Source organism: Paenibacillus sp. JT31N11, assembly GCF_056269285.1.
Map to the genome: position 1 here is coordinate 75,785 of NZ_JBWDNQ010000006.1, position 19,545 is coordinate 95,329.

The 19,545-nt window shown below is 51.7% G+C and carries 21 protein-coding genes; 20 read left to right on the plus strand and 1 reads right to left on the minus strand.

Annotation, left to right across the window (positions count from 1 at the left end; genetic code table 11):
* Positions 1-55: 55 nt before the first annotated feature.
* The 3 genes from AC0YNV_RS21040 (at position 56) to AC0YNV_RS21050 (ending at position 4,204) form a co-directional block, all read left to right on the plus strand.
* A complete protein-coding gene (locus tag AC0YNV_RS21040) occupies positions 56-1,873 on the plus strand; it encodes a DUF5693 family protein (RefSeq protein ID WP_475769762.1) in 1,818 nt (605 codons plus the stop codon).
* On the plus strand, positions 1,870-3,276 hold the full coding sequence (locus AC0YNV_RS21045; protein ID WP_475769763.1) for a glycoside hydrolase family 26 protein: 1,407 nt from the start codon (positions 1,870-1,872) through the stop codon (positions 3,274-3,276). Before AC0YNV_RS21040 ends, AC0YNV_RS21045 begins: the two co-directional genes overlap by 4 nt.
* 253 nt (positions 3,277-3,529) lie before the next feature.
* On the plus strand, positions 3,530-4,204 hold the full coding sequence (locus AC0YNV_RS21050; RefSeq protein ID WP_475769764.1) for a DUF421 domain-containing protein: 675 nt from the start codon (positions 3,530-3,532) through the stop codon (positions 4,202-4,204).
* Positions 4,205-4,207: 3 nt separating this feature from the next.
* On the opposite strand, the gene AC0YNV_RS21055 is transcribed toward AC0YNV_RS21050, so the two are convergent.
* A complete protein-coding gene (locus AC0YNV_RS21055; RefSeq protein ID WP_475769765.1) occupies positions 4,208-5,026 on the minus strand; it encodes a PPK2 family polyphosphate kinase in 819 nt (272 codons plus the stop codon).
* 187 nt (positions 5,027-5,213) lie between these two features.
* On the opposite strand from AC0YNV_RS21055, the gene AC0YNV_RS21060 reads away from it, so the two are divergent.
* From AC0YNV_RS21060 to AC0YNV_RS21140, 17 genes are all read left to right on the plus strand, one after another.
* The gene (locus AC0YNV_RS21060) at positions 5,214-5,738 is read left to right on the plus strand and encodes a YfiT family bacillithiol transferase (RefSeq protein WP_475769766.1); all 525 of its coding nucleotides are present in this window, start codon (positions 5,214-5,216) and stop codon (positions 5,736-5,738) included.
* Positions 5,739-5,909: 171 nt separating this feature from the next.
* Positions 5,910-6,362, plus strand: coding sequence for a GNAT family N-acetyltransferase (locus AC0YNV_RS21065; RefSeq protein ID WP_475769767.1), 453 nt, complete (start codon positions 5,910-5,912; stop codon positions 6,360-6,362).
* 15 nt (positions 6,363-6,377) lie between these two features.
* Positions 6,378-7,391, plus strand: a complete 1,014-nt coding sequence (locus AC0YNV_RS21070; protein ID WP_475769768.1) for a TIR domain-containing protein — start codon at positions 6,378-6,380, stop codon at positions 7,389-7,391.
* On the plus strand, positions 7,388-7,573 hold the full coding sequence (locus AC0YNV_RS21075) for a hypothetical protein (protein ID WP_475769769.1): 186 nt from the start codon (positions 7,388-7,390) through the stop codon (positions 7,571-7,573). The genes AC0YNV_RS21070 and AC0YNV_RS21075 overlap by 4 nt, the downstream gene beginning before the upstream one ends.
* Before the next feature lie 300 nt (positions 7,574-7,873).
* Positions 7,874-8,089, plus strand: a complete 216-nt coding sequence (locus AC0YNV_RS21080) for a hypothetical protein (RefSeq protein ID WP_210042988.1) — start codon at positions 7,874-7,876, stop codon at positions 8,087-8,089.
* A gap of 259 nt (positions 8,090-8,348) precedes the next feature.
* Positions 8,349-8,537: a hypothetical protein gene (locus tag AC0YNV_RS21085; protein WP_210042986.1), complete on the plus strand. Its 189-nt coding sequence runs from the start codon at positions 8,349-8,351 to the stop codon at positions 8,535-8,537.
* Positions 8,538-8,845: 308 nt separating this feature from the next.
* Positions 8,846-9,292, plus strand: coding sequence for a tellurite resistance TerB family protein (locus AC0YNV_RS21090; protein WP_210042984.1), 447 nt, complete (start codon positions 8,846-8,848; stop codon positions 9,290-9,292).
* 137 nt (positions 9,293-9,429) lie between these two features.
* On the plus strand, positions 9,430-10,020 hold the full coding sequence (locus AC0YNV_RS21095; RefSeq protein ID WP_475769770.1) for a TerD family protein: 591 nt from the start codon (positions 9,430-9,432) through the stop codon (positions 10,018-10,020).
* A gap of 48 nt (positions 10,021-10,068) precedes the next feature.
* A complete protein-coding gene (locus AC0YNV_RS21100; protein WP_210042980.1) occupies positions 10,069-10,644 on the plus strand; it encodes a TerD family protein in 576 nt (191 codons plus the stop codon).
* A 91-nt stretch (positions 10,645-10,735) separates the two neighbouring features.
* Positions 10,736-11,314: a TerD family protein gene (locus AC0YNV_RS21105; RefSeq protein ID WP_475769771.1), complete on the plus strand. Its 579-nt coding sequence runs from the start codon at positions 10,736-10,738 to the stop codon at positions 11,312-11,314.
* 87 nt (positions 11,315-11,401) lie between these two features.
* Positions 11,402-12,670 (plus strand): TerD family protein, encoded by a 1,269-nt coding sequence (locus AC0YNV_RS21110; RefSeq protein WP_475769772.1) that lies wholly within the window; start codon positions 11,402-11,404, stop codon positions 12,668-12,670.
* Positions 12,671-12,692: 22 nt separating this feature from the next.
* Positions 12,693-13,439, plus strand: a complete 747-nt coding sequence (locus AC0YNV_RS21115) for a TerC family protein (protein WP_475769773.1) — start codon at positions 12,693-12,695, stop codon at positions 13,437-13,439.
* Positions 13,440-13,542: 103 nt separating this feature from the next.
* Positions 13,543-14,748 (plus strand): HpcH/HpaI aldolase/citrate lyase family protein, encoded by a 1,206-nt coding sequence (locus AC0YNV_RS21120; protein ID WP_475770041.1) that lies wholly within the window; start codon positions 13,543-13,545, stop codon positions 14,746-14,748.
* Complete coding sequence (locus tag AC0YNV_RS21125) at positions 14,693-16,117, plus strand: phosphoribosyltransferase family protein (RefSeq protein WP_475769774.1); 1,425 nt, start codon at positions 14,693-14,695, stop codon at positions 16,115-16,117. Before AC0YNV_RS21120 ends, AC0YNV_RS21125 begins: the two co-directional genes overlap by 56 nt.
* On the plus strand, positions 16,114-17,265 hold the full coding sequence (locus tag AC0YNV_RS21130) for a cysteine protease StiP family protein (RefSeq protein ID WP_475769775.1): 1,152 nt from the start codon (positions 16,114-16,116) through the stop codon (positions 17,263-17,265). The genes AC0YNV_RS21125 and AC0YNV_RS21130 overlap by 4 nt, the downstream gene beginning before the upstream one ends.
* The gene (locus AC0YNV_RS21135; protein WP_475769776.1) at positions 17,262-18,092 is read left to right on the plus strand and encodes an HAD family hydrolase; all 831 of its coding nucleotides are present in this window, start codon (positions 17,262-17,264) and stop codon (positions 18,090-18,092) included. The genes AC0YNV_RS21130 and AC0YNV_RS21135 overlap by 4 nt, the downstream gene beginning before the upstream one ends.
* Positions 18,089-19,120 carry an ATP-grasp domain-containing protein gene (locus AC0YNV_RS21140; protein ID WP_475769777.1) on the plus strand — a complete coding sequence of 344 codons (1,032 nt, stop codon included), beginning with the start codon at positions 18,089-18,091 and terminating at the stop codon, positions 19,118-19,120. Before AC0YNV_RS21135 ends, AC0YNV_RS21140 begins: the two co-directional genes overlap by 4 nt.
* Positions 19,121-19,545 lie beyond the last annotated feature (425 nt).

A 19,545-nucleotide genomic window follows, 5' to 3' on the forward strand; every position in this document is an offset into this window, starting at 1 on the left:
GACCTGTTGGATTATGGTATAATAAGGAATAATTTTGCGAATTTGAGGTGTTATTTTGTTAAAGATTGTAAATATAATAACGTTTGCCCTGCTGGCTGTTACCTTGCTGGGCTCTCTGCCGCTGCTTGCGGAGCGCTGGAAGGCTGAGCATAACGACCGCCGGCTGGAAATAGCCGTCCCCGGAGCCTGGGTCCTGGGAGCTGAGGGACAAGCGGACGGGCCGAAGGCGAAGCGCTGGAAACAGGCGGGAGCAACGACCGTTATGCTGGATACAGCCTTGCTGCCAGGGAAACAGGCAAGCCCGGATGGACAGCTGCCTGAGCCGTATCGCGCTGCGGCAGCCGCGCTGCGTCAGGAGGGCCTGCAGGTTACCGCTTATGTCCGTGCGGAGGCTGTTCCCGAGGATGAGGCGCGAATAAAGGAGCTGTTCCGCGGGCTCGCAGATGCCGGAATTGACCGCGTCCAGTTCGCGGGAATGGAGATTCCGGGCTACCCGGACAAGCTGGGGACGCTTGCCGGGAGCATTGTGGACAACGGGCTCCATTCCGTTCTGGTGAAAAGCCAGAGAGGGGCGCTTGAGCTCTCGCGGCAAAGCGGTTATCTGTCAATCCGCAGTTTGTTCTTCGACATGCCGAAGCTTGCGTCAATGCCGGTCAGAGAAGCTGCCGACGCATTTGAGCTTGGCGTCCGTGAACGGGGAATCCGCCTTATTACATATATGCCTGAATCGCCAGGCAGTCTGCAAGATAATGGGGGAGAAGCCTCCGGTACTTATCAGGATCATGCTCAACGCATCATAGAGACGCTGCGGGCAGAACTCGGTCCCGAATTTGCTTTTGGCGGGGCAAAGCCGATTACCGGTCATATGGAAGCTCCCGGCAAGATGCCGCGGGCCATTCCGGTTATCGGAATAGGAGCCCTGTTCCTGCTTTTGGGCAGCTGCCTGTTCGGCGCTTTAACGCGGACACTGCAGAGAGCTGTCGTGTTCGTCGTGGCCGTGGCGACTTTGCTTCTATTGGCGGCATGGTTATTCGCGCCTGCGCCTTGGGATGGCCGGATAGAGAGCGTCATCGCCTTGTGGGGCGCCGTATCGGCGCCATCGGCTGCGGTATTGTGGCTTCGCGGAAGATTGCGAAGCTTCCATTGCGCTTCGGCTGCGGATCGGCAGCCGGGAGAGCGGCCGCAAAGTCCGATCGTTTCGGCGATTGCGTCATATATCGGTGCTTTGGCCATCACCCTGGCCGGCATCGTCTACGTAACTGCGCTTCTAAGCGATATCTCCTATCTGGCGTATGTCGATCTGTTCCGCGGCGTCAAACTGCTGTATGTCGGACCGATTGCGCTTATATCGGCCTGCCTGCTGGTCGATGGCGGCTGGCGTGGGATATGGCCCCAACGTACTTCCATAGCTCTGAAGGGCGGCGGCTCCTTGAAGCCACGCAGATTATGGCTTGGCGGAGCCGCCGTGCTTGCCGCCGCGGTGCTGCTGGTCTTCCTGCTTGCCCGCACGGGCAACAGCGATCTGGTGCTTCCCTTTGAAGCGGAGCTGCGCCAGCAGCTGACAGACTGGTTCGGCATCCGTCCGCGGACGAAGGAATGGCTGATCGGCCATCCGCTGCTCATGGCTGCCGCATGCCTGCTCGCCTATCGGAACAGGGGCGCCATTGTTCTTCCGGTGGCGGCGATCGGCCTCTGCTCCATGATGAATACCTTTACGCATATTCATTCCCCGCTTGCGGTTTCCCTGACCCGCTCATGGACAGGGGCATTGATCGGAGGAATACTTGGACTTGTGGTCTACATCGCAATGTTCAGCAGGAGTGCGCAACAACATAGATCCAAGAAAGCTGCGTTGGAGGGAAACAAACTGTGATTGTAACAGACACAAAGCGCCGTAAACGGCCGGTTTGGCTGTGGATTCTGTGCGGGCTTGTCATGCTGATGCAGCTGGCGATGTTCGGATATGTGGGCTATAACCAATACCGGGTTGTAGATAAGAAGGACTGGACAATCCGCACCAGCCTGAGCGATTACTCGCTTGCCAAGGCAGAGCCGGTCGAAGGTATTTATCTGGGGGGCTATGTGCTGCAGAACCCCGCCATCGAATTCAGCATGAAGACGTTTAACGAACGAACAGGCCGCCCCCACGCCAGCTTTTTCAAATATGTCGGATACGGCCAGCCGTTCCCGGCTAAATGGGTGGAGCAGGTGAAGTCCATCGGCGCTGTGCCGCATATCGCATTCGAGCCCAATGGCGGGCTTGATGAAGTGCTCGATGATGTCTATTTGCAGGGCTTTGCCGATGAAGCCGGCAAGGCCGGCGTGCCCATATTCATGCGGTTCGCCTCGGAGATGAACGGGACGTGGACGACCTACAGCGGCGATCCGCAGAAATATATGGAGAAGTGGAAGCTGGTGCAGGGTATTTTCAAGGAAAGGGCGCCTAACATTGTCATGGTCTGGGCCGTCCTGTCGGTCCCCGAGGAAACGATAGAGAGCTTCTACCCGGGGGACGACTATGTCGATTGGGTCGGAGTTAATATTTATAGCGTTAAATACCATAACGACAGCCGGCTTCATTCTTCCGACTTTGAGGATCCGCTCGATCTTCTCAATTTCGTCTATAACCGCTTCAGCCGCACCAAGCCGATAATGGTCTCGGAATATGGGGCGACGCATTATTCGGTTACCGACGAGAAGACTGACCTCGCGTTCGCTGCGGATAAGATCAGCCGCTTCTACCGCGAATTGCCGGACAAGTACCCCCGCGTAAAGGCGGTCTTCTACTTCGATGTCAACAATACAGCCGAATACAACGCCGATCGGCGGATTAACGATTATTCGGTGACGACGGAGAAGGATGTGCTTTCCGCATACAGCGGGACGATCACGGGTCCGAAATACTTAAGCAAGGTTGAACCGCATAGCATTCAGGGCACGAAGACCGAGCAGCTTTTCACTTACAGAGGGCTTATTTACAGTAAAGGCGATGAGGTATATGCCGACCAGACGTACTTTACGCGCACGCTTGGTCTTCGTCTTGAGCAGGATGGCGCCGCGGTCAAGGTCAGCAAAGGAGAGCAGTCCGTACAGGTCCGCTCCGGCAAGAAACGGATCTGGGCAGGCTATCATTATATGAATTATCTTCCCCGCTACCGTTCCATGGTGATGCTCCCGCTGAAGCAGACGCTTGAGCCTCTCGGGTACAAGGTTGGAGTCACCGGCCTGGATGTGACTGTGAAAGAAGCGGCAGGGAACTCCGGCAGCGCGCCATAACCAAATAAAAGACAGCAGACAGGGTATGAACGCACTGGTTCAAGGCTCTGTCTGTTTTTTGAAATTCCAGAACGTATAAAATAAGTTTTCCTTACTCGATGTTTCTGAGAGAGTCACTGGTTTTACCGTCAATGGTCGTCTTCCGCCGTTTCTTATTAAGGTGGGAAATGATCTCAAGCCGTGTTCCGGTTCACCCCGTTCCCCTAACGGGTATAGGATGCATAAACGGGATATTCTGAAATGGGGAAGCGCTATGGATTATACGTATATTGCGGTCAAATTGGTCACTGCATTTGTTGGATTATGGATCATGACCAAGCTGCTGGGAAAGAAGGAAATTTCACAGCTGACGCCTTTTGACTTTATCTCGTCCCTGATGTTGAGCGAGCTTGTCGGGAACACCATTTATGACAGGGAAGTCCGCTATGGGGAGCTGCTGTTCGCACTTGCCCTATGGATGGTATTATCGCTAGCGCTGGAAAAAGTCGCGGAGATCTTCCCGCAGCTGGCCACAACTTTGAGCGGCAGACCGGATATTATTATACGGGATGGAAAAATTGACGAGAAGGCCATGAAGCGCAATAATCTGGATATGCACCAGGTCGGAATGCTGCTGCGGGAGCAGGAGGTATTCAGCCTGCGGGATGTGGCTTATGCGATATTCGAAACCAACGGCAATTTGAGCGTGCTCAAATCGTCCGCTGCGGAGAATATCACACGCAAGGATCTTAAGCTTCCTGTGGAACCTGTATATCTGAGCCGCATCCTCATTGATAAGGGCTTTGTCGAGAAGGATGAGCTTCATGCGATTGGCCGGGACGAAGCCTGGCTGCTTGGGGAGCTGCAGTCCCAAGGCATAACCAGACTTGCGGACGTCGTCTATGCGGAATGGTCGGAGGACAGCGGCTTGTACGTACAGCGAAGATAAAGATCAGTTCTGCGGTTCTTCGAGATTGAACAGGCTGGAAGCGTCGAGATCGACCTTGGGATAAGACAGCTTCAGGTCGCGCACCGCTTTGACGATAATTTTCAGCACCAGATAGTCGCGGAACCAGCGGTTGTTGGCCGGCACGATATGCCAGGGACAGTCCTTCGTGCCGGTTGCGGCGAAGGCATCCTCGTAAGCCTGCTGGTAGTCATTCCAATACCGGCGTTCTTCCAGATCGGTCGGATCGAACTTCCACAGCTTTTCGGGATTTTCCAGCCGGTCTTTAATCTTGTTCAACTGAAAATCACGGGAAATATGCAGAAAAATTTTGATTACGGCAATTCCGCTACCCTGCAGAAGCTTCTCGAAGTGGCGGATATGCTTCAGTCTGGACTTGACCTCTCTCTCGTCAATCAATCCGTGGACACGGGTAATCAGCACATCCTCGTAATACGAGCGGTTAAATGAAGTCAGGTAGCCTTTGGCTGGTGTAACCTTGTGTGTGCGCCAGAGAAAATCATGCGCCGCCTCGTCGGTAGTCGGCTTCTTGAAGCTTTCCGCCCGGAATCCCTGGGGATTCAGGTTCGCCAGCACCTTCTTGATAACCCCGTCTTTCCCGCTGCAGTCCATGCCCTGGAATAATACCAGCACGCCGTTTGTTTTGCTTGCGAACAGCTTTTCCTGCTCGTCCTGAAGCTCTTCCTTCAGACGCTCGAATTCTTCCCTGATATCATCTTTACTGCCGATAGACGCGGTGTCTTCGGGATCGAAGCTGCTCAGCCTCACCGTCTCCCGCTTGTTTAACCGATAGTGATTCAGCATGGTGTGAAACGCTCCTTTGCTTACAAACAGGTATGGAATGCATTTACCTCAATGGGAACGGTTGAATCACGATTCTAAAGAGGAACAGCCTGTCTAAATATGGGCTCTACTCTTATTATAGTTCAGTTTTAAATAATTATGGATTATAATGATGGCAAATAATTGAATCGAGAGGGTGGTGCCCCAAATGGAACAATTGCGATTTCCGATCGGAGCTTTCAAGCGTGAGGACGCGCTGGATGAAGTGCGGCGGGCAAGCCTGATCGGCGTGCTGGCACAAGCGCCGGCCTTACTGGGACAAGCCGTATCGGGACTAACGGAGCAGCAGCTGGATACTCCCTATCGGCCTGATGGCTGGACAGTAAGACAGGTGGTCCATCATTTGGCGGATGCGGGCATGAACGGCTATATCCGCACCAAGCTGCTGCTCACGGAAGATCAGCCCATGGTGAAGACGTTTGACGAGCAGAGCTGGGCGGAGCTGCCGGATGCGAAGAGTGTGCCGATTGAGCTGTCTCTGACGCTGCACGACCGGCTGCACCGCCGCTGGGTGATGCTGCTGAAGTCGACGCCTGCCGGAAGCTATGCGCGCCAATACAATCATCCTGAGAACGGTCTGTGGTCATTGGATGAAGCACTGTCTTTCTTTGCCTGGCACAACCGTCACCATATCGCGCATATAACCTCGCTGCGTCAGCGGAAGAGCTGGTAAGTAAGGAAAATGTACCGGAACTCAATTTAATCGACAAACGGAGGTAGATGACGACAGCAGCAAAAGATCATGAACAAGCTGGAACAAATGGGAACGGAGCAGATCGAACGGACCCCTGTATCTGTTAACATGGAGAGTGACTAACCTGTCACAAGAGAGCAAGGTGAGCATTTGACAAGCATAGTGGTGCGTGAAGTGAAGGATTTGAACGAATATGATTTGTCTTCTATGCTTCAGGAGAGTATGGAGGAAGGGTTCCGGCATGTGAGCCGGCTGCTGCAGGATTACGCGGACGGAAGCAACCGTTTCGACCGGGAGGGCGAAGCCCTATTTGCAGCTCTTCATAATGGAAGCGTTATCGGAGTCGGCGGCTTGAATCTGCTTGCGGCAGAGCAGGGAGGCCCAAGCCGGGTCGGCCGCGTGCGTCGGGTCTATGTCCTGCAGAGAGCAAGAAGACTCGGGGCCGGCAAGCTGCTGATGGAGGCGATAATGGAGCATGCCCGCCCCTATGTTTCGGTGCTGGCACTGCGGACGGAAAATCCGGCCGCGGACCTGTTTTACCAGACTCTTGGTTTTGTGCCCGCCCCCGGAAATGAGACTGTTACGCATCAGCTGCTGTTATAGAAAAGGAGTATTGCGGTGACAATTAAACCAAAGGTTTTTATCGGTTCTTCACGGGAAGCGATGGCTTATGTGAACGCCATTCACGATCAATTATCATTCAGCGCAGAAGTCACCCCGTGGCATGCCGGCGTGTTTCGGGGGAATGATTACCCTATGGAAGCGCTCGAGAGACAGCTGGAATCCAATGATTTTGCCGTATTTGTATTATCCCCCGATGATGTCATCCGAATGCGGGGGAAAACCTATTTTATTGCACGGGACAATACGATGTTCGAAATGGGGTTGTTCTGGGGCAAGCTCCGGCGGGGGCGTGTGTTCTTCATGATTCCGGATCAGGTTCAATCCGGCCGGGACGGCCAGGAAGTGGATCAGTATCATCTGGCAAGCGATCTGGAAGGCCTGACGGTGCTGAAATATGAGGCTCACCGGACGGACGCCAACCGCATCGCAGCAGTCAACCAGGCATGCTCGTTCCTGATAGGCCGCATCCATGAGCTGGGATTCTTCCTGACACCGGATAAAGAACTGGAGACAGCCCATCAGGAGTTGGCACTTCTTCGTTCCGTCGTTCATTTCTACCGGGATTTCAACAAAGGAATTCTGGAGAGGGACAAGCATGAGAACGAGCTTATCGATGCCGTCCGCAATGCCTATGAAGCAAGCTGCATCCACTATAAAGTAAAAGGCGCCGCCCTCTGGGAGGCAAGCTCTGATGAAATCCGGCAAATTGCGGGTAATGTAGGTAAAGAGCGCATATACTCCATTCAGGCCAATAATAAGCTGGGAGCAGGAGAGCCGCGCAAGCTTGTAGTGGATGCCTACCTGAACAGCAAAATTGAGTTCATCCAGATCGGTCAGGATGTTGTAAACGAATATTTGCTGTGCTATCCTATTAGCAGTTCGCATGTCATCAGCATTCACATCACGGGGCATTCACCGGTTAGTCCCGATGATTTTGAACGGTTGTTTCAACAGAATCAGGGACTTATGGGAATCATACATCATTTATTTGGAGGGGATTGGGCATGAACAGATCATTCGACCGCAAGAATGGCGCGAAAGGCATACCTGTTTATACCGTCCATGGATCCAATGCGCCGCTCAGGCGGGAGAAGCAGGCTGTCGGCTCTGTTCCGACTACGGATGGCGATAAGGAAGGCATCGTCGTTTTTTCCAGAAAAGCCATTTACATGAAACCTTCCTTTCTATAACCAATAAGGCTCCTTCCAGTTTGCATGAAGGGTTTTATTGACAAGTCAATCGCTCCTTCAGGGTTAACCTGAAGAATTTTACTCTTTTGCCGACAATGCTCCCTCCGGTTTTCCGGAGGGATTTTTTTTATTGAGCCGGTTCTATTCGCCGCAAGGTTGGAATAAGATTAGCAGGTATGGCAAATATTACAATGTTACAATTTTGTAGCAAGTTGTCCATTGGATTGAAAGCGTTCTCTCTATCCCCTATACTTAGCCTAGATATTGATTTCACTATTTTAAGATTAGGGAGGGCGGAAAGTGGTTAAAGAATGGGTAACCATAAGTGTTATTGCGTTTGGTGTGATTATCGCCGTTATCGGCGTGGTTGCCTATCTGCGTATGTACAAAAAAATCGCCTGGACGTCCTCCCCTCCGCCGGAGCAGCCCCAGCAGACGATTGAGACTGTAAATGATTCAACCGCCCGGCCCGAGTCGGGTCAAGCCCCCTTAAAGGATGAGCACAATACACCTTAAACAAGAATAAATTAAAGAAATGCCTCATGCAGATTAAAAATTCTTAACAGAAATTGTATATACTGTTCGCTTTCCATACGAATTCAGAACTGTTATAATTAACTGATAAATCAATCTTTTTCAGTCTATGAGCTCGCCTCAAATCAGCCGGATCGTTCGATACAGATGGGGTGCCAGCCGCACGGGTATTCTGTTGAACCGTGTGCGCTCTCGTACATGAAGTGTTAGGACCACCAACCGATGATAGGGAGGGGATTTCATGGCTAAACGCAGCCACAATGAAGTCAAAGAAAGCCTACAGGAACTGACGAGGATTTTTCAACCCAAGGATTCACGAAAATTTGTAAAGGATTATATCCGCAAGTATCGGATCATGGGCGGATACGAGGACGAGCTGACTATGGTGGTCGATCATGAGATGGGAAGGCTTCGGTCTTCAGTTAGCTAAAATAGGTCAACTATCTGCCTTGCCCATATTTTTCGGGTCAAGGCTTTTTTGTGTTTATCGTGCAAGTTCTGGAAGTATCAAAATATATCAAAACAGCAAAAAATGAGGTACAAGGCAGCCCGGACAGGGTAATAAAAAGATGGATAAGTACCAGGATCCGACATTTATTGCGAATTTACACCTGCTCAAACATTAAATGAATATAAATTCTTGTCTAATGATGTGAAATCTCCTGTCATTTGCGGTACTATTAAGATGGTTAATATAAACGGTGTTTCAACTTTGGAAGAGAACTAAGGAGGAGAAGTATGAGTAATTTTAAAAATTGGCTGAACAATTCCAAAAAAAACCTGGGCGATCAGGTGAAAAAATTCAAAAATAAGGATTTTATGGATGCGGTCGCGGCCGGCTGCGCCGTTGTAGCCTATGCGGATGGCAAAGTAGATGTGGAGGAAAAGAACAAAATGGCGGGGTATATCAATCTCAGCCAGGAATTGAAGGTTTTTAATATGGCTGATGTCATTGACCGTTTCAATTTCTATGTCAATAATTTTGAATTTTCCGCAGAGATCGGCAAGCAGGAAGCATTGAAGGCAATCGCCAAATTCAAAAGCAAGCCAGAGGTTGGACGCGTCATTGTTGGCGTATGCAGCGCAATCGGGGCGGCTGACGGCGATTTTGACCTCCAGGAGCAGGCGGTAGTGCGCGATATCTGCAACGTTCTGGGCCTCAGCCCAAGTGAATTCAGCCTGTAAATCATTAAACCCTTCAAATATATTAATTAATCTAATGAAACTCTTTATCCATGTGATGCGTACAGTCTAGTATCTTCATTTTTCTACATTATCTGATAGACTTCATCACAAATTTGGGAAGGAGGTGACGTAAGCAAATGGCTTCCATAAGTTTGGTTAAAGGCCAAAAGATTGACTTGACCAAAGGGAATTCCGGCCTGGCGAAGGTAGTTGTGGGTCTGGGTTGGGATCCGGTAAAATCCAAAGGATTCTTCGGCGGCGCCAAGAAGAATGTCGACTGCGATGCATCGGCCATTCTCTTGAACAGCGAGGGCAAACTTGCGGACGATAATCAGGTTATCTGTTTTCATAATAAGAAAAGTCCTTGCGGCTCCGTGGTTCATTCGGGTGACAACATTACCGGTGAAGGCGACGGCGATGACGAACAGATTTTCATCGACCTGGCCAAGGTCCCCGCAGATGTGCATAAAGTGCTCGTTGTCGTCAATATTTACGATTGCGTGAACCGCAAGCAGGACTTCGGCATGATTCAATCCGCTTATATCCGCATTCTGGACGGATCCGGCAGCAACGAACTGACCAAGTTCAATCTTTCCGACAACTATGCCGGCTTGACGGCTTTGGTCTGCGGTGAGCTTTACCGTCACGGAACGGAATGGAAATTTGCCGCTATCGGCGAAGGTACCCACTCCCCTCATATCAACGACTTGGCTGCACGCTACAAGTAAATTGCTCGACCCTTATACTTAAAATGACGAAAGCGGGTGCTTTATCAGATGGCAATTAACTTATCCAAAGGTCAAAAAATCGATCTCACAAAATCAAATCCGGGACTTTCCAAAATCACTGTAGGACTTGGCTGGGACACCAATAAATACGATGGCGGCAAAGATTTTGACCTTGACGTCTCCGTGTTTCTGACGAATGCGGAAGGTAAAGTCACCAGCGACAAAAACTTTATTTTCTTCAACAATAAGCAAAATGAAAACGGATCGGTTGTGCATGCCGGCGATAATCTTACCGGCGAGGGCGAAGGCGACGACGAGCAGGTTAAAGTGGATCTGGGTTCCGTACCTGCCGATGTTGAGAAAATTGCCTTCACGATCACGATCTATGAAGCACCTGAGCGCAATCAAAACTTTGGACAAGTCTCCCGTGCCTATGCGCGCATTGTCAATGATGCCAATCAGGAAGAATTGGTCCGTTTTGATCTGGGCGAAGACTTCTCGATTGAAACAGGCGTCGTTGTCGGCGAACTGTACCGCAATGGAAGCGAGTGGAAATTCAACGCGATCGGCAGCGGCTACAAGGATGGTCTTGCCGGATTGACGCGCGATTATGGACTTGCTTAATAAACTGTAAGTACTGCAGGGCCGCCTGACACGGGCGGTCTTGTATTCTTTATGAACGATGAAACGGTAAACAGCCGGGAAGGAGCATACGATGTCAATTAATCTTTCAAAAGGACAACGGATTGATCTTACCAAAACAAACCCGGGTTTGACCAAGGTGGTTGCCGGTCTGGGTTGGGATACGAACAAATACAGCGGCGGCCAGGATTTTGACCTGGATGCATCTGCTTTTCTGCTCTATGAGGACGGCAAGGCCAAGGGCAGCGACGATTTTGTTTTCTACAATAATAAAAGCGGCGGAAACAACTCCGTTGTTCATACGGGAGACAATCGTACGGGGGAAGGCGACGGGGATGACGAACAGATTCTTGTCGATCTGAGCCAAATCCCGGCTGCCATTCATCGTATCGGGATTACGGTCACGATCCATGATGCCGATGCCCGCGCCCAAAACTTCGGACAAGTGACGAACGCGTTCGTGCGGGTAGTGGATGAAGCCTCAAACCGTGAAGTTCTGCGTTTTGATCTGGGGGAAGACTTCTCTACGGAAACCGCTGTTGTATTCTGCGAGTTTTACCGTCACGGGGCAGAATGGAAGTTTCAGGCGATCGGAAGCGGCTTCTCCGGAGGCCTTGCCGCTCTTTGCCGAAACTACGGGTTGGACGTTTAACGCTCCAGGCTCCAGGGTGGCAGGTCATTATATGACTTCGGCCATCCTTTCTTCTTCATCTTTATCAACCCTTAAGGAGGACGCTTAATGGGCACCACGGTAATTAAGGGGCAGAAGGCGGATCTGACCGCTGCGGTACCAGGATTGCAGGACATCACAGTAGGAATCGGATGGAACGCGCAAGCATCGCTTGAGCTGGATACCTCCGCCTTTTTGCTGGGGGTAAACGGAAAAGTTTCCAGCGATGATGATCTTATTTTCTATAACAATGCTTCCACCGCATTCATTAATTATCAGGATGGACAAGCTGCTCCTGTCCAGAAGCAATTTAAAATCCAGCTGAACCGGGTACCGGAGAATATAGCGAAAATCGCCTTCACCCTGACGATCTATGAAGGTGAGAAGCGTCGGCAGAACTTTGGCCAGACCAGCGGCATTTTCATTCAATTCCTTAATAATCAGAACGGTGCGGAAGTGCTCCGGTATGATCTGGCAAACGACTTCTCCGTTGAAACGGCCATTGTGGCAGGGGAATTATACCGGCACAATGGTCAATGGAAGTTCAATGCGATTGGCGCAGGCTTCTCGGGCGGTTTGGACGCCCTGTGCGGAAATTTCGGCATTGAGGTCAGCGAGGCCGCACCTGCTCCGGTACCAACGCCGCCAGCATCCAAGCCTGCCACTGCGCCAGTCCCTGCACCGCAGGCGGCTGCTCCAACCCCAGCTCCAGCCCCGACGCTAGCTCCGGCTCCGCTTAATCTGACCAAGATTGAGCTGAAGAAGAAGGGCGACACCATCAACCTGAAGAAATCGGCAGGCGGTCTTGGTGAAATTCTGATCAACCTGAACTGGAATCAGAAGAAGAGCAAAACCGGATTATTTGGCCGCAGCAAAGGGGTTGACCTGGATCTGGCTTGCCTGTTCGAGCTTAAGAACGGCGATAAAGGCGTCGTCCAGGCGCTGGGCAGCTCATTTGGCTCCTTGGACAGGCCTCCTTTTATCGCTCTGGATGGAGATGACCGCACCGGTACGGTATCGACCGGCGAGAATATGAGGATTAACGGCGCCCGGATAGCGGATATCAAGCGCATTGTCGTGTTTACGTTTATTTATGAAGGAGTCAAGAACTGGTCTGACGCCGATGGCGTTATTACGATCAAGCAGGCCGGCGGCCCGGAGATCGTTGTTCATATGAACGAGCATGACAACAGCAAGGGAATGTGCGCCATTGCCATGATTACGAATGTGAATAACGAAACCTTCAGCATTGAACGGCTTGTACAATTTTTCAACGGCCACAGAGAAGTCGATGAGGCTTATTCCTGGGGCCTGAGATGGAAAGCGGGAAGTAAATAAATCGGTTGAGAGGCGGCATTAAATGGATTGGTTTATGGATTTTTTCACCAGTATCGGCGATAGCTATGGGCAATTCTTCTCTTGGGATTCAATTGTCAATACCTTATCGGATCCCGTGAGCTGGGGCATCATTGCAAGCCTTGTGCTGCTGGAAGGGCTGCTGTCTGCCGACAACGCCCTGGTTCTGGCGGTCATGGTCAAGCATTTGCCCAAAGAGCAGCAGAAAAGGGCCCTGTTTTACGGTCTCCTGGGTGCCTATATTTTCCGGTTTATTGCGATCGGATTGGGAACCTTTCTCGTCAAATTTACACTGGTTAAAGTACTTGGCGCTGCCTATCTGTTCTACATTGCCTACACCGGTATCTTCAAGAAACCGGAAGTCGCAGGGGAAGAGAAGGTCAATAAAGGCCATTCCTTCTGGAAGACCGTTCTGCTTGTTGAGCTGATGGATATCGCTTTCAGCATAGACAGTGTCGTAGCCGCATTCGGAATAAGCAACGAGGTATGGGTATTGTTCGTCGGCGGTATTCTGGGCGTATTGATGATGCGGGGCGTTGCCCAGGTTTTCCTCAAGCTCATCGACAAATTTCCGGAGCTGGAACGGGCAGCCTTCTTCCTGATCGCCATCATTGCAGCAAAGATGCTGGCTGGTGCGTTCGACTATCATCTGCCGCATGTCTGGTTTTTTGCCATTATTATCGCGGTGTTTGCCGGAACGATTATCTACAGCATGAACCGACAAAAGAAAGAAGCGCTGCGCAAGTCCTGATGCATGACGGGCCTTCAGGCGTGGCTAGAATTCAGCCGGAGGCCTGATTATTTTAGGAGAGTAGTAGAGACAGATTTGTTTAGGATGGAAGGAGGAGATCAGGCTGAGATACTTTAATTATTTATCGCGTGAAGAAGAAAAGTCGTTGTTTTTCAGCCCGCCGATTTCATTTAATCACTCCTCCGATAAGGAATTATTAGCCCATGCGGTGGGGGCCGCTTTGTACATGCCGGCAACCAGGCCGCATATTGCGGATGATATTATTTCCGGGAAGAATGAAGGATTGGTCACCGCCGTCATGGATCTTGAAGATGCCATTGGCGACAAACAGGTGGAGCTGGCGGAAGAATCCTTGATGCAGCAGCTGTTCCTGATTGCCTCATATATCAAGATCGGCACCCTGCTGGAATCGGAAGTGCCGCTTCTGCTCATCAGGGTGCGCTCCGCCGCGCAATTGAAACGTCTGCTCGTACGTCTGGCCGATACGATTACACTGATTACCGGCTTTGTCCTTCCCAAGTTCACACAGGAGAACGGACGCGATTATTTTCAGAAGATTGCGGATTATAACGAGAACAGGGCTGCTTCTGCCCCGGTATTGTACGGTCTGCCGATATTGGAAAGCTCCTCTGTTATTTACCGCGAAAGCCGATTGGACTCCTTGCTTGCGATCAAAGCGATTCTCGATGACTATCACGACTACGTACTTAATGTAAGGGTTGGCGCCACGGACTTCTCCAGCTTGTTTGGTCTGCGCAGGAGCCCCGACATGACCATTTATGAGATTGCCCCGATCCGGGATTGCATCGCGGATATTATTAATGTGTTTGGACGGGTAGAAGCAGGCTATGTGATTTCCGGTTCAGTCTGGGAATACTTTGCCAAGCGTGAACGGGTAATGAAGCCGCAGCTGCGGGTTACGCCCTTTGAGGAAGCCTTCGGCAGCACAGGTCACGATCTGAGATCCAGATTCACCAAGGATCCCATGGATGGACTGATCCGCGAGGTTATTATGGACAAGGAAAACGGCATTATCGGAAAAACCATCATTCACCCTACCCATATCAAGCCCGTACAGGCGCTTTATGCGGTCACGCATGAGGAATATGCCGACGCCACCAGTATTGTCGCTCTTAATGATGGCCATCATGGCGTGCTCAAAAGCCAGTATGCCAATAAAATGAATGAAATGAAGCCGCATCAGAACTGGGCAAGACGAATCCTGCTCCGATCACAAGTATATGGGGTGTTACATGAACAACAGCATTTCATCACCCTCCTCCAAGGGAACGAACGTGCATACGTATAAGCTCTTTGAGGATTTGCAGATCAAGGTTGCCGAGACCTATAACCCCTTCCATTTGCCCGTGGAGCTTTTGTTTTCCATGGCGGCACGAATCAATAAGAAACGATCCTTTCTGTTTGTCAGCAAGCTGCTGGGCAAGCATATTCCGGTACATCCCTACACCCCCCTTCTGAGTGGAGCGGCGCTGGCGCTGTTGATACATGCCCGGCTGTTTCAATCAACCAGGAAGGTCATTGAACCCCTGCTGGAGGAATTGCTGTCCGGTCTCAGAGACCCATCCCGGGCCGAGGAGGCTTACCGCCGCCTGATGCGTGATAAGCCCCGGCTGCCGGAGTCCATACTCTGCATTGGTTTTGCAGAGACGGCGACTGCGCTTGGACACAGCGTGTTCCATGCTTTCGCGGACGGCGCCTCTTATATTCATACGACACGTGAGTATATACCGCAGCTGAACTCGCTGATTAACTTCGAGGAAGAGCATTCCCACGCGGTCGCTCATCGCTGCTATGCTTTAGATCCTGAACTTTTCTCGGGTCATGAGCCCATTGTGCTGGTGGATGATGAAATGACAACTGGTCAAACAGCCTTGAACATTATTCGCGATATCCAGTCCAAATTTCCACGAAAACAATATGTAATTGCTTCTCTGCTGGATTGGAGGACAGCCGATAACGAGCAGCAGGTGCGGGAGCTGCAGAATGAGCTTGATATTGACATCCAATCGGTCTATTTGCTTAAAGGACAGATGGAGGTTGATGGCGCACCAAGGCTTGAGGCTGAGAATGCATTTACATTGATCACCCATAAAAAGGCTGCCGATCTGGTTGTTATGCATCATGCGGAGACTCTTGAAAGCATAGATGCCGTATCCGCCAATTCCGGCGGCGAACTGAATCCGGCGCCTTATATGAAACAAACCGGCCGCTTCGGAATACAGTCGGAGGACCATGCGGCTGCCGATGACCATATCAGCGGGCTGGCCGAGTGGCTGAAGACATGCCGCGGCAGCTCCAGTACGCTTGTCCTGGGAACGGGAGAGTTTATGTACGTTCCCATGAGAATCGCAGCTGGGATGGGCGATGGCATCAGCTATCAATCCACGACAAGAAGTCCGATCTATTCCGCCGATCTGCCGGATTATGCGGTTGCCTGCGGGTATCCGTATCCCTCGCCGGAGGACGAATCGGTCAGAAACTTCATCTACAATATTTCACCCGGGCAATACGACGAGATTTTCGTCTTGTTCGAGCGGGATATGCCGCCCTCGCGCGTGAAGCCGATGCTGGACATTCTGCGGCAGCTGGCAGGCAGGAAAGTGTTTGCGGTATTTTTCTCAGGAAACGTCCATGGATGGGAGACATTCGAATCATGAAGCAGACGATAACCGGGCAACTCAGTCAGACGCGCATTGCTTCTCCAGAGCCTATGGGCAGCTATGCGCCGTCGGATGTCATATTCCTGCTCAAGGATCTGAGCGGAGTTCAGCTGGAGTTGCCGACCGAGGATCGGGAAGAAGCCATCCAGTCGGGCGTGCATTATTCGGAAATGCTGCCGGTTGAATATCAGCCGACAGCCGAATATATCGAGCTGTTTCACAGAACGCTGACAGAATCAGCGGGGAAGGTGGCGCTTGCGGCGGCTGTAGTCGCGGAGCGGATCGTTCTTAAGCGGGGACTCAAAGGGGTTCTGGTCTCCCTGGCGCGTGCAGGGACGCCGATCGGCATTCTGATCAAGCGGTATATTGCTTACCGCTATGGCGCAGATATGCCGCATTACAGCATTTCCATTATCCGCGGCAAGGGCATAGACGAGAATGCGGTGCTTTATATGCTGCAGCAGCATGGATTGGATAGTTATCTCCAGTTTGTGGACGGCTGGACAGGCAAGGGCGCCATTCGTCAGGTGCTGACGCAGGCCTCCAATGATTTTGCGGAAAAATACGGCTACCGGCTGGATGATGATCTGGCTGTGCTGGCCGATCCCGGCTTCTGCTGCGAAACCTACGGAACGCGCGAGGATTTCCTGATCCCGAGCGCATGTCTGAATTCTACGGTATCCGGCCTGATGAGCCGCACGGTGCTGCGGGATGATCTGATCGGTCCTGATGAATTCCACGGAGCCAAATTTTACAGGGAATGGCTGGAGAACGATCTATCCAATCTGTTCGTGGATACCGTATCGGACTTCTTCCCGGCTGTCGCGGAGACTGCGTATCAGCAGGCGGTTGCGATGACGGAGCGGGAGGCGGAGGTATCCTGGAAAGGACTCGCGGATATCCGGGCGATCCAGCAGGCCTTCGGCATCGACGATGTGAATCTGGTGAAGCCGGGCGTAGGCGAGACGACGCGAGTGCTGCTGCGCAGGGTTCCCTGGCGTATTCTCGTGGACCGGATGGACAACCCGTTCCTGCAGCATATTCTGCTGCTGGCCAAGGACCGCGGCGTGCCGGTTGAGGTATATCCGGGTCTGACCTATTCCTGCTGCGGCATCATCAAGCCGCTGAAAGGCGGCACGGAATGATTTACGCCAGCGATTTGGATCAAACCCTGATCTATTCAACCCGTTCCATGGGCGCTCCTCTCGAATCGCCGGACATCCTGCCGGCAGAGACCGTGAGCGGAAAGATCGTATCCTACATGTCGAAATATACGCTATCCTTGCTTCAGGGACTGCCCGCGGGGATGGAATTCGTTCCCGTAACTACCCGCACGGTGGCGCAGTATGAACGGATACATGTCTTCCGCGATCATGTTGTGCCGGGCTATGCCGTCACCAGCAATGGGGGCAATATTCTGCTGCACGGCAGGGTGGATGAGGACTGGCGGTCGATGATCCGCGGGAAAGTATCTTTGCTTGCAGCCGATGCTGTAGAGGCGCGGAGTTATTTTGAACCGATTATGAATGAGCAGTGGGTTGTGGGGGAGCGGTTCTGCGATGAGCTGTTCTATGCTTTTGTTATAGAGCGCGACCGGATGCCGCTTGAGGCTGTTCTGGAGAAGGCCGAACAGGTGAAGGCGCTGGGCTGGGAGGTCTCGATTCAGGGGAGGAAAATTTACCTGGTCCCCGCTGCCGTCAATAAGGCGGATGCAGTTCATGAAGTCCGCAGGCGGCTTGGAGTCAGCGAATTGATCGCCTCCGGCGATTCCCTTCTGGATCAATGCCTGCTGGAGATAGCCGATTATGCGATTGCCCCGAGCCACGGTGAATTGTTCCGCGAGAAGCAGCGTAATCCGGACTCGATACCGGAGCGCTTCACAGTGAAATCGGGGATTTTTGCAGCGGATGAAATTCTGGATTATGTTCATGCGGTCTATCAGACAAAGGAAGCGGTGAAGGGTTCTCTATGAAGAAGAAGGTCCATATTTATTTCAATCGCTGGTTCTCTGTTGCGTATCATTATATGAATCTGATACGAAATAACGCGGACGGGCTGGAGGTCAAACTATTCGGCACCCACCCCGACCCTCGGCATATGTCGCTGCAGGCCTGCGATCATGCCGAGACGGAACCGGCGCTCAAAGGCATGGAATATGTCGAGTTTTGCGTGGAATTCTGCAGGAAGCATGAAATCGATGTGTTCATCCCCCGATTGCATATGCTCGATATTGCCAGGCATCTCGACCTTTTCGAGGAAATTGGCACCCGCGTTGTGGTATGCCGGGATACCGGGCTGCTTGAGATGCTGATGGAGAAGGATCATTTCTACAAATCGGTCGAAAAGACAGGGGTTATGGTCATTCCCGATTACGAAGTGGTCAACGATGCGGAGGGCTTCAAGCGCGCCTACGATAGATTAACTGCATTGGGTCACCGCGTCTGCTTCAAGCCGACTAATTCCGAAGGGGGAGTGGGCTTCCGGATCATTGATGATACCAGAGATCCTCTGGAGGAGCTGTTCGGAGTCTCGACCAGACTGGTCTCGTTCCGCGATGCTTATCAGGCCCTGGGCACCGTGCAGGGATTCCCGAATCTGATGGTCATGGAGCAGCTCCCGGGACTTGAGTACAGCATAGACTGCTTCGCAAACAAAGAAGGGGAGCTGCTGGCGGCTGTGCCCCGGCGCAAAGCAGGGGGCCGTCTGCGCCTTCTGGAACGCAATGAGGAGCTCCTGGCCATAGCGAATAATGTAGCCAGGACGTACCGGATTCCCTACAACTTCAATATTCAAATGAAATATAACGGAGACACCCCCAAACTGCTCGAGATTAATCCGCGCATGTCCGGCGGATTGCATGTCACCTGCTTGTCGGGAGTAAATTTCCCCTATCTCGCCGTGAAGGAAGCTCTCGGCGGGGAAGTGGGCCCGCTTGCGCCGGAATATGACATTCTGGCAAGCCATATCGAGCAGCCGATGCGTATGGCGGATTGGTCGTAAAGGATGCCACTGATTCTGAGAAAGCCGCTGACTGTGCGATGCAGTCGGCGGCTTTTTCGCGTATTCAGAAAGTATGACATTTGGCTGCTGCTTTTCTGGATATCTTTATGGGAAAAAACGAACCTGCCCGCAAGGACGGGGTGAGCCGTTTCTTCTTTCTTATGAAAATATACAATCGAATAAATCCTGTCTATACGCTGTTTTTATTTCTGAGAGGAAGAAGCCTGCTGTGCAAAGGACCGCATCAGCCGGTTCTCTTGGCTTGACAGCATTTAGAAGTTTCACTTCAATGAATGTCTGTAAGATCTCAAGGAACATGACCGCGAAAGGACGCGATAAGCAGGTGTAATATTTTACAGGAAGCCTGCTTTGTTGACAGCGTTCCACTGTATTTCTACAATATAGATAAGCCAGTCCTTATCGAA

Coding starts and splice junctions, on each gene's coding strand:
- AC0YNV_RS21135 (WP_475769776.1), top strand. CDS start 17,262: ATGATTTACGCCAGCGATTTGGATCAAACCCTGATCTATTCAACCCGT.
- AC0YNV_RS21055 (WP_475769765.1), bottom strand. CDS start 5,026: ATGCTGAATCACTATCGGTTAAACAAGCGGGAGACGGTGAGGCTGAGC.
- AC0YNV_RS21075 (WP_475769769.1), top strand. CDS start 7,388: ATGAACAGATCATTCGACCGCAAGAATGGCGCGAAAGGCATACCTGTT.
- AC0YNV_RS21085 (WP_210042986.1), top strand. CDS start 8,349: ATGGCTAAACGCAGCCACAATGAAGTCAAAGAAAGCCTACAGGAACTG.
- AC0YNV_RS21095 (WP_475769770.1), top strand. CDS start 9,430: ATGGCTTCCATAAGTTTGGTTAAAGGCCAAAAGATTGACTTGACCAAA.
- AC0YNV_RS21125 (WP_475769774.1), top strand. CDS start 14,693: ATGAACAACAGCATTTCATCACCCTCCTCCAAGGGAACGAACGTGCAT.
- AC0YNV_RS21060 (WP_475769766.1), top strand. CDS start 5,214: ATGGAACAATTGCGATTTCCGATCGGAGCTTTCAAGCGTGAGGACGCG.
- AC0YNV_RS21140 (WP_475769777.1), top strand. CDS start 18,089: ATGAAGAAGAAGGTCCATATTTATTTCAATCGCTGGTTCTCTGTTGCG.
- AC0YNV_RS21090 (WP_210042984.1), top strand. CDS start 8,846: ATGAGTAATTTTAAAAATTGGCTGAACAATTCCAAAAAAAACCTGGGC.
- AC0YNV_RS21105 (WP_475769771.1), top strand. CDS start 10,736: ATGTCAATTAATCTTTCAAAAGGACAACGGATTGATCTTACCAAAACA.
- AC0YNV_RS21110 (WP_475769772.1), top strand. CDS start 11,402: ATGGGCACCACGGTAATTAAGGGGCAGAAGGCGGATCTGACCGCTGCG.
- AC0YNV_RS21115 (WP_475769773.1), top strand. CDS start 12,693: ATGGATTGGTTTATGGATTTTTTCACCAGTATCGGCGATAGCTATGGG.
- AC0YNV_RS21130 (WP_475769775.1), top strand. CDS start 16,114: ATGAAGCAGACGATAACCGGGCAACTCAGTCAGACGCGCATTGCTTCT.
- AC0YNV_RS21100 (WP_210042980.1), top strand. CDS start 10,069: ATGGCAATTAACTTATCCAAAGGTCAAAAAATCGATCTCACAAAATCA.
- AC0YNV_RS21050 (WP_475769764.1), top strand. CDS start 3,530: ATGGATTATACGTATATTGCGGTCAAATTGGTCACTGCATTTGTTGGA.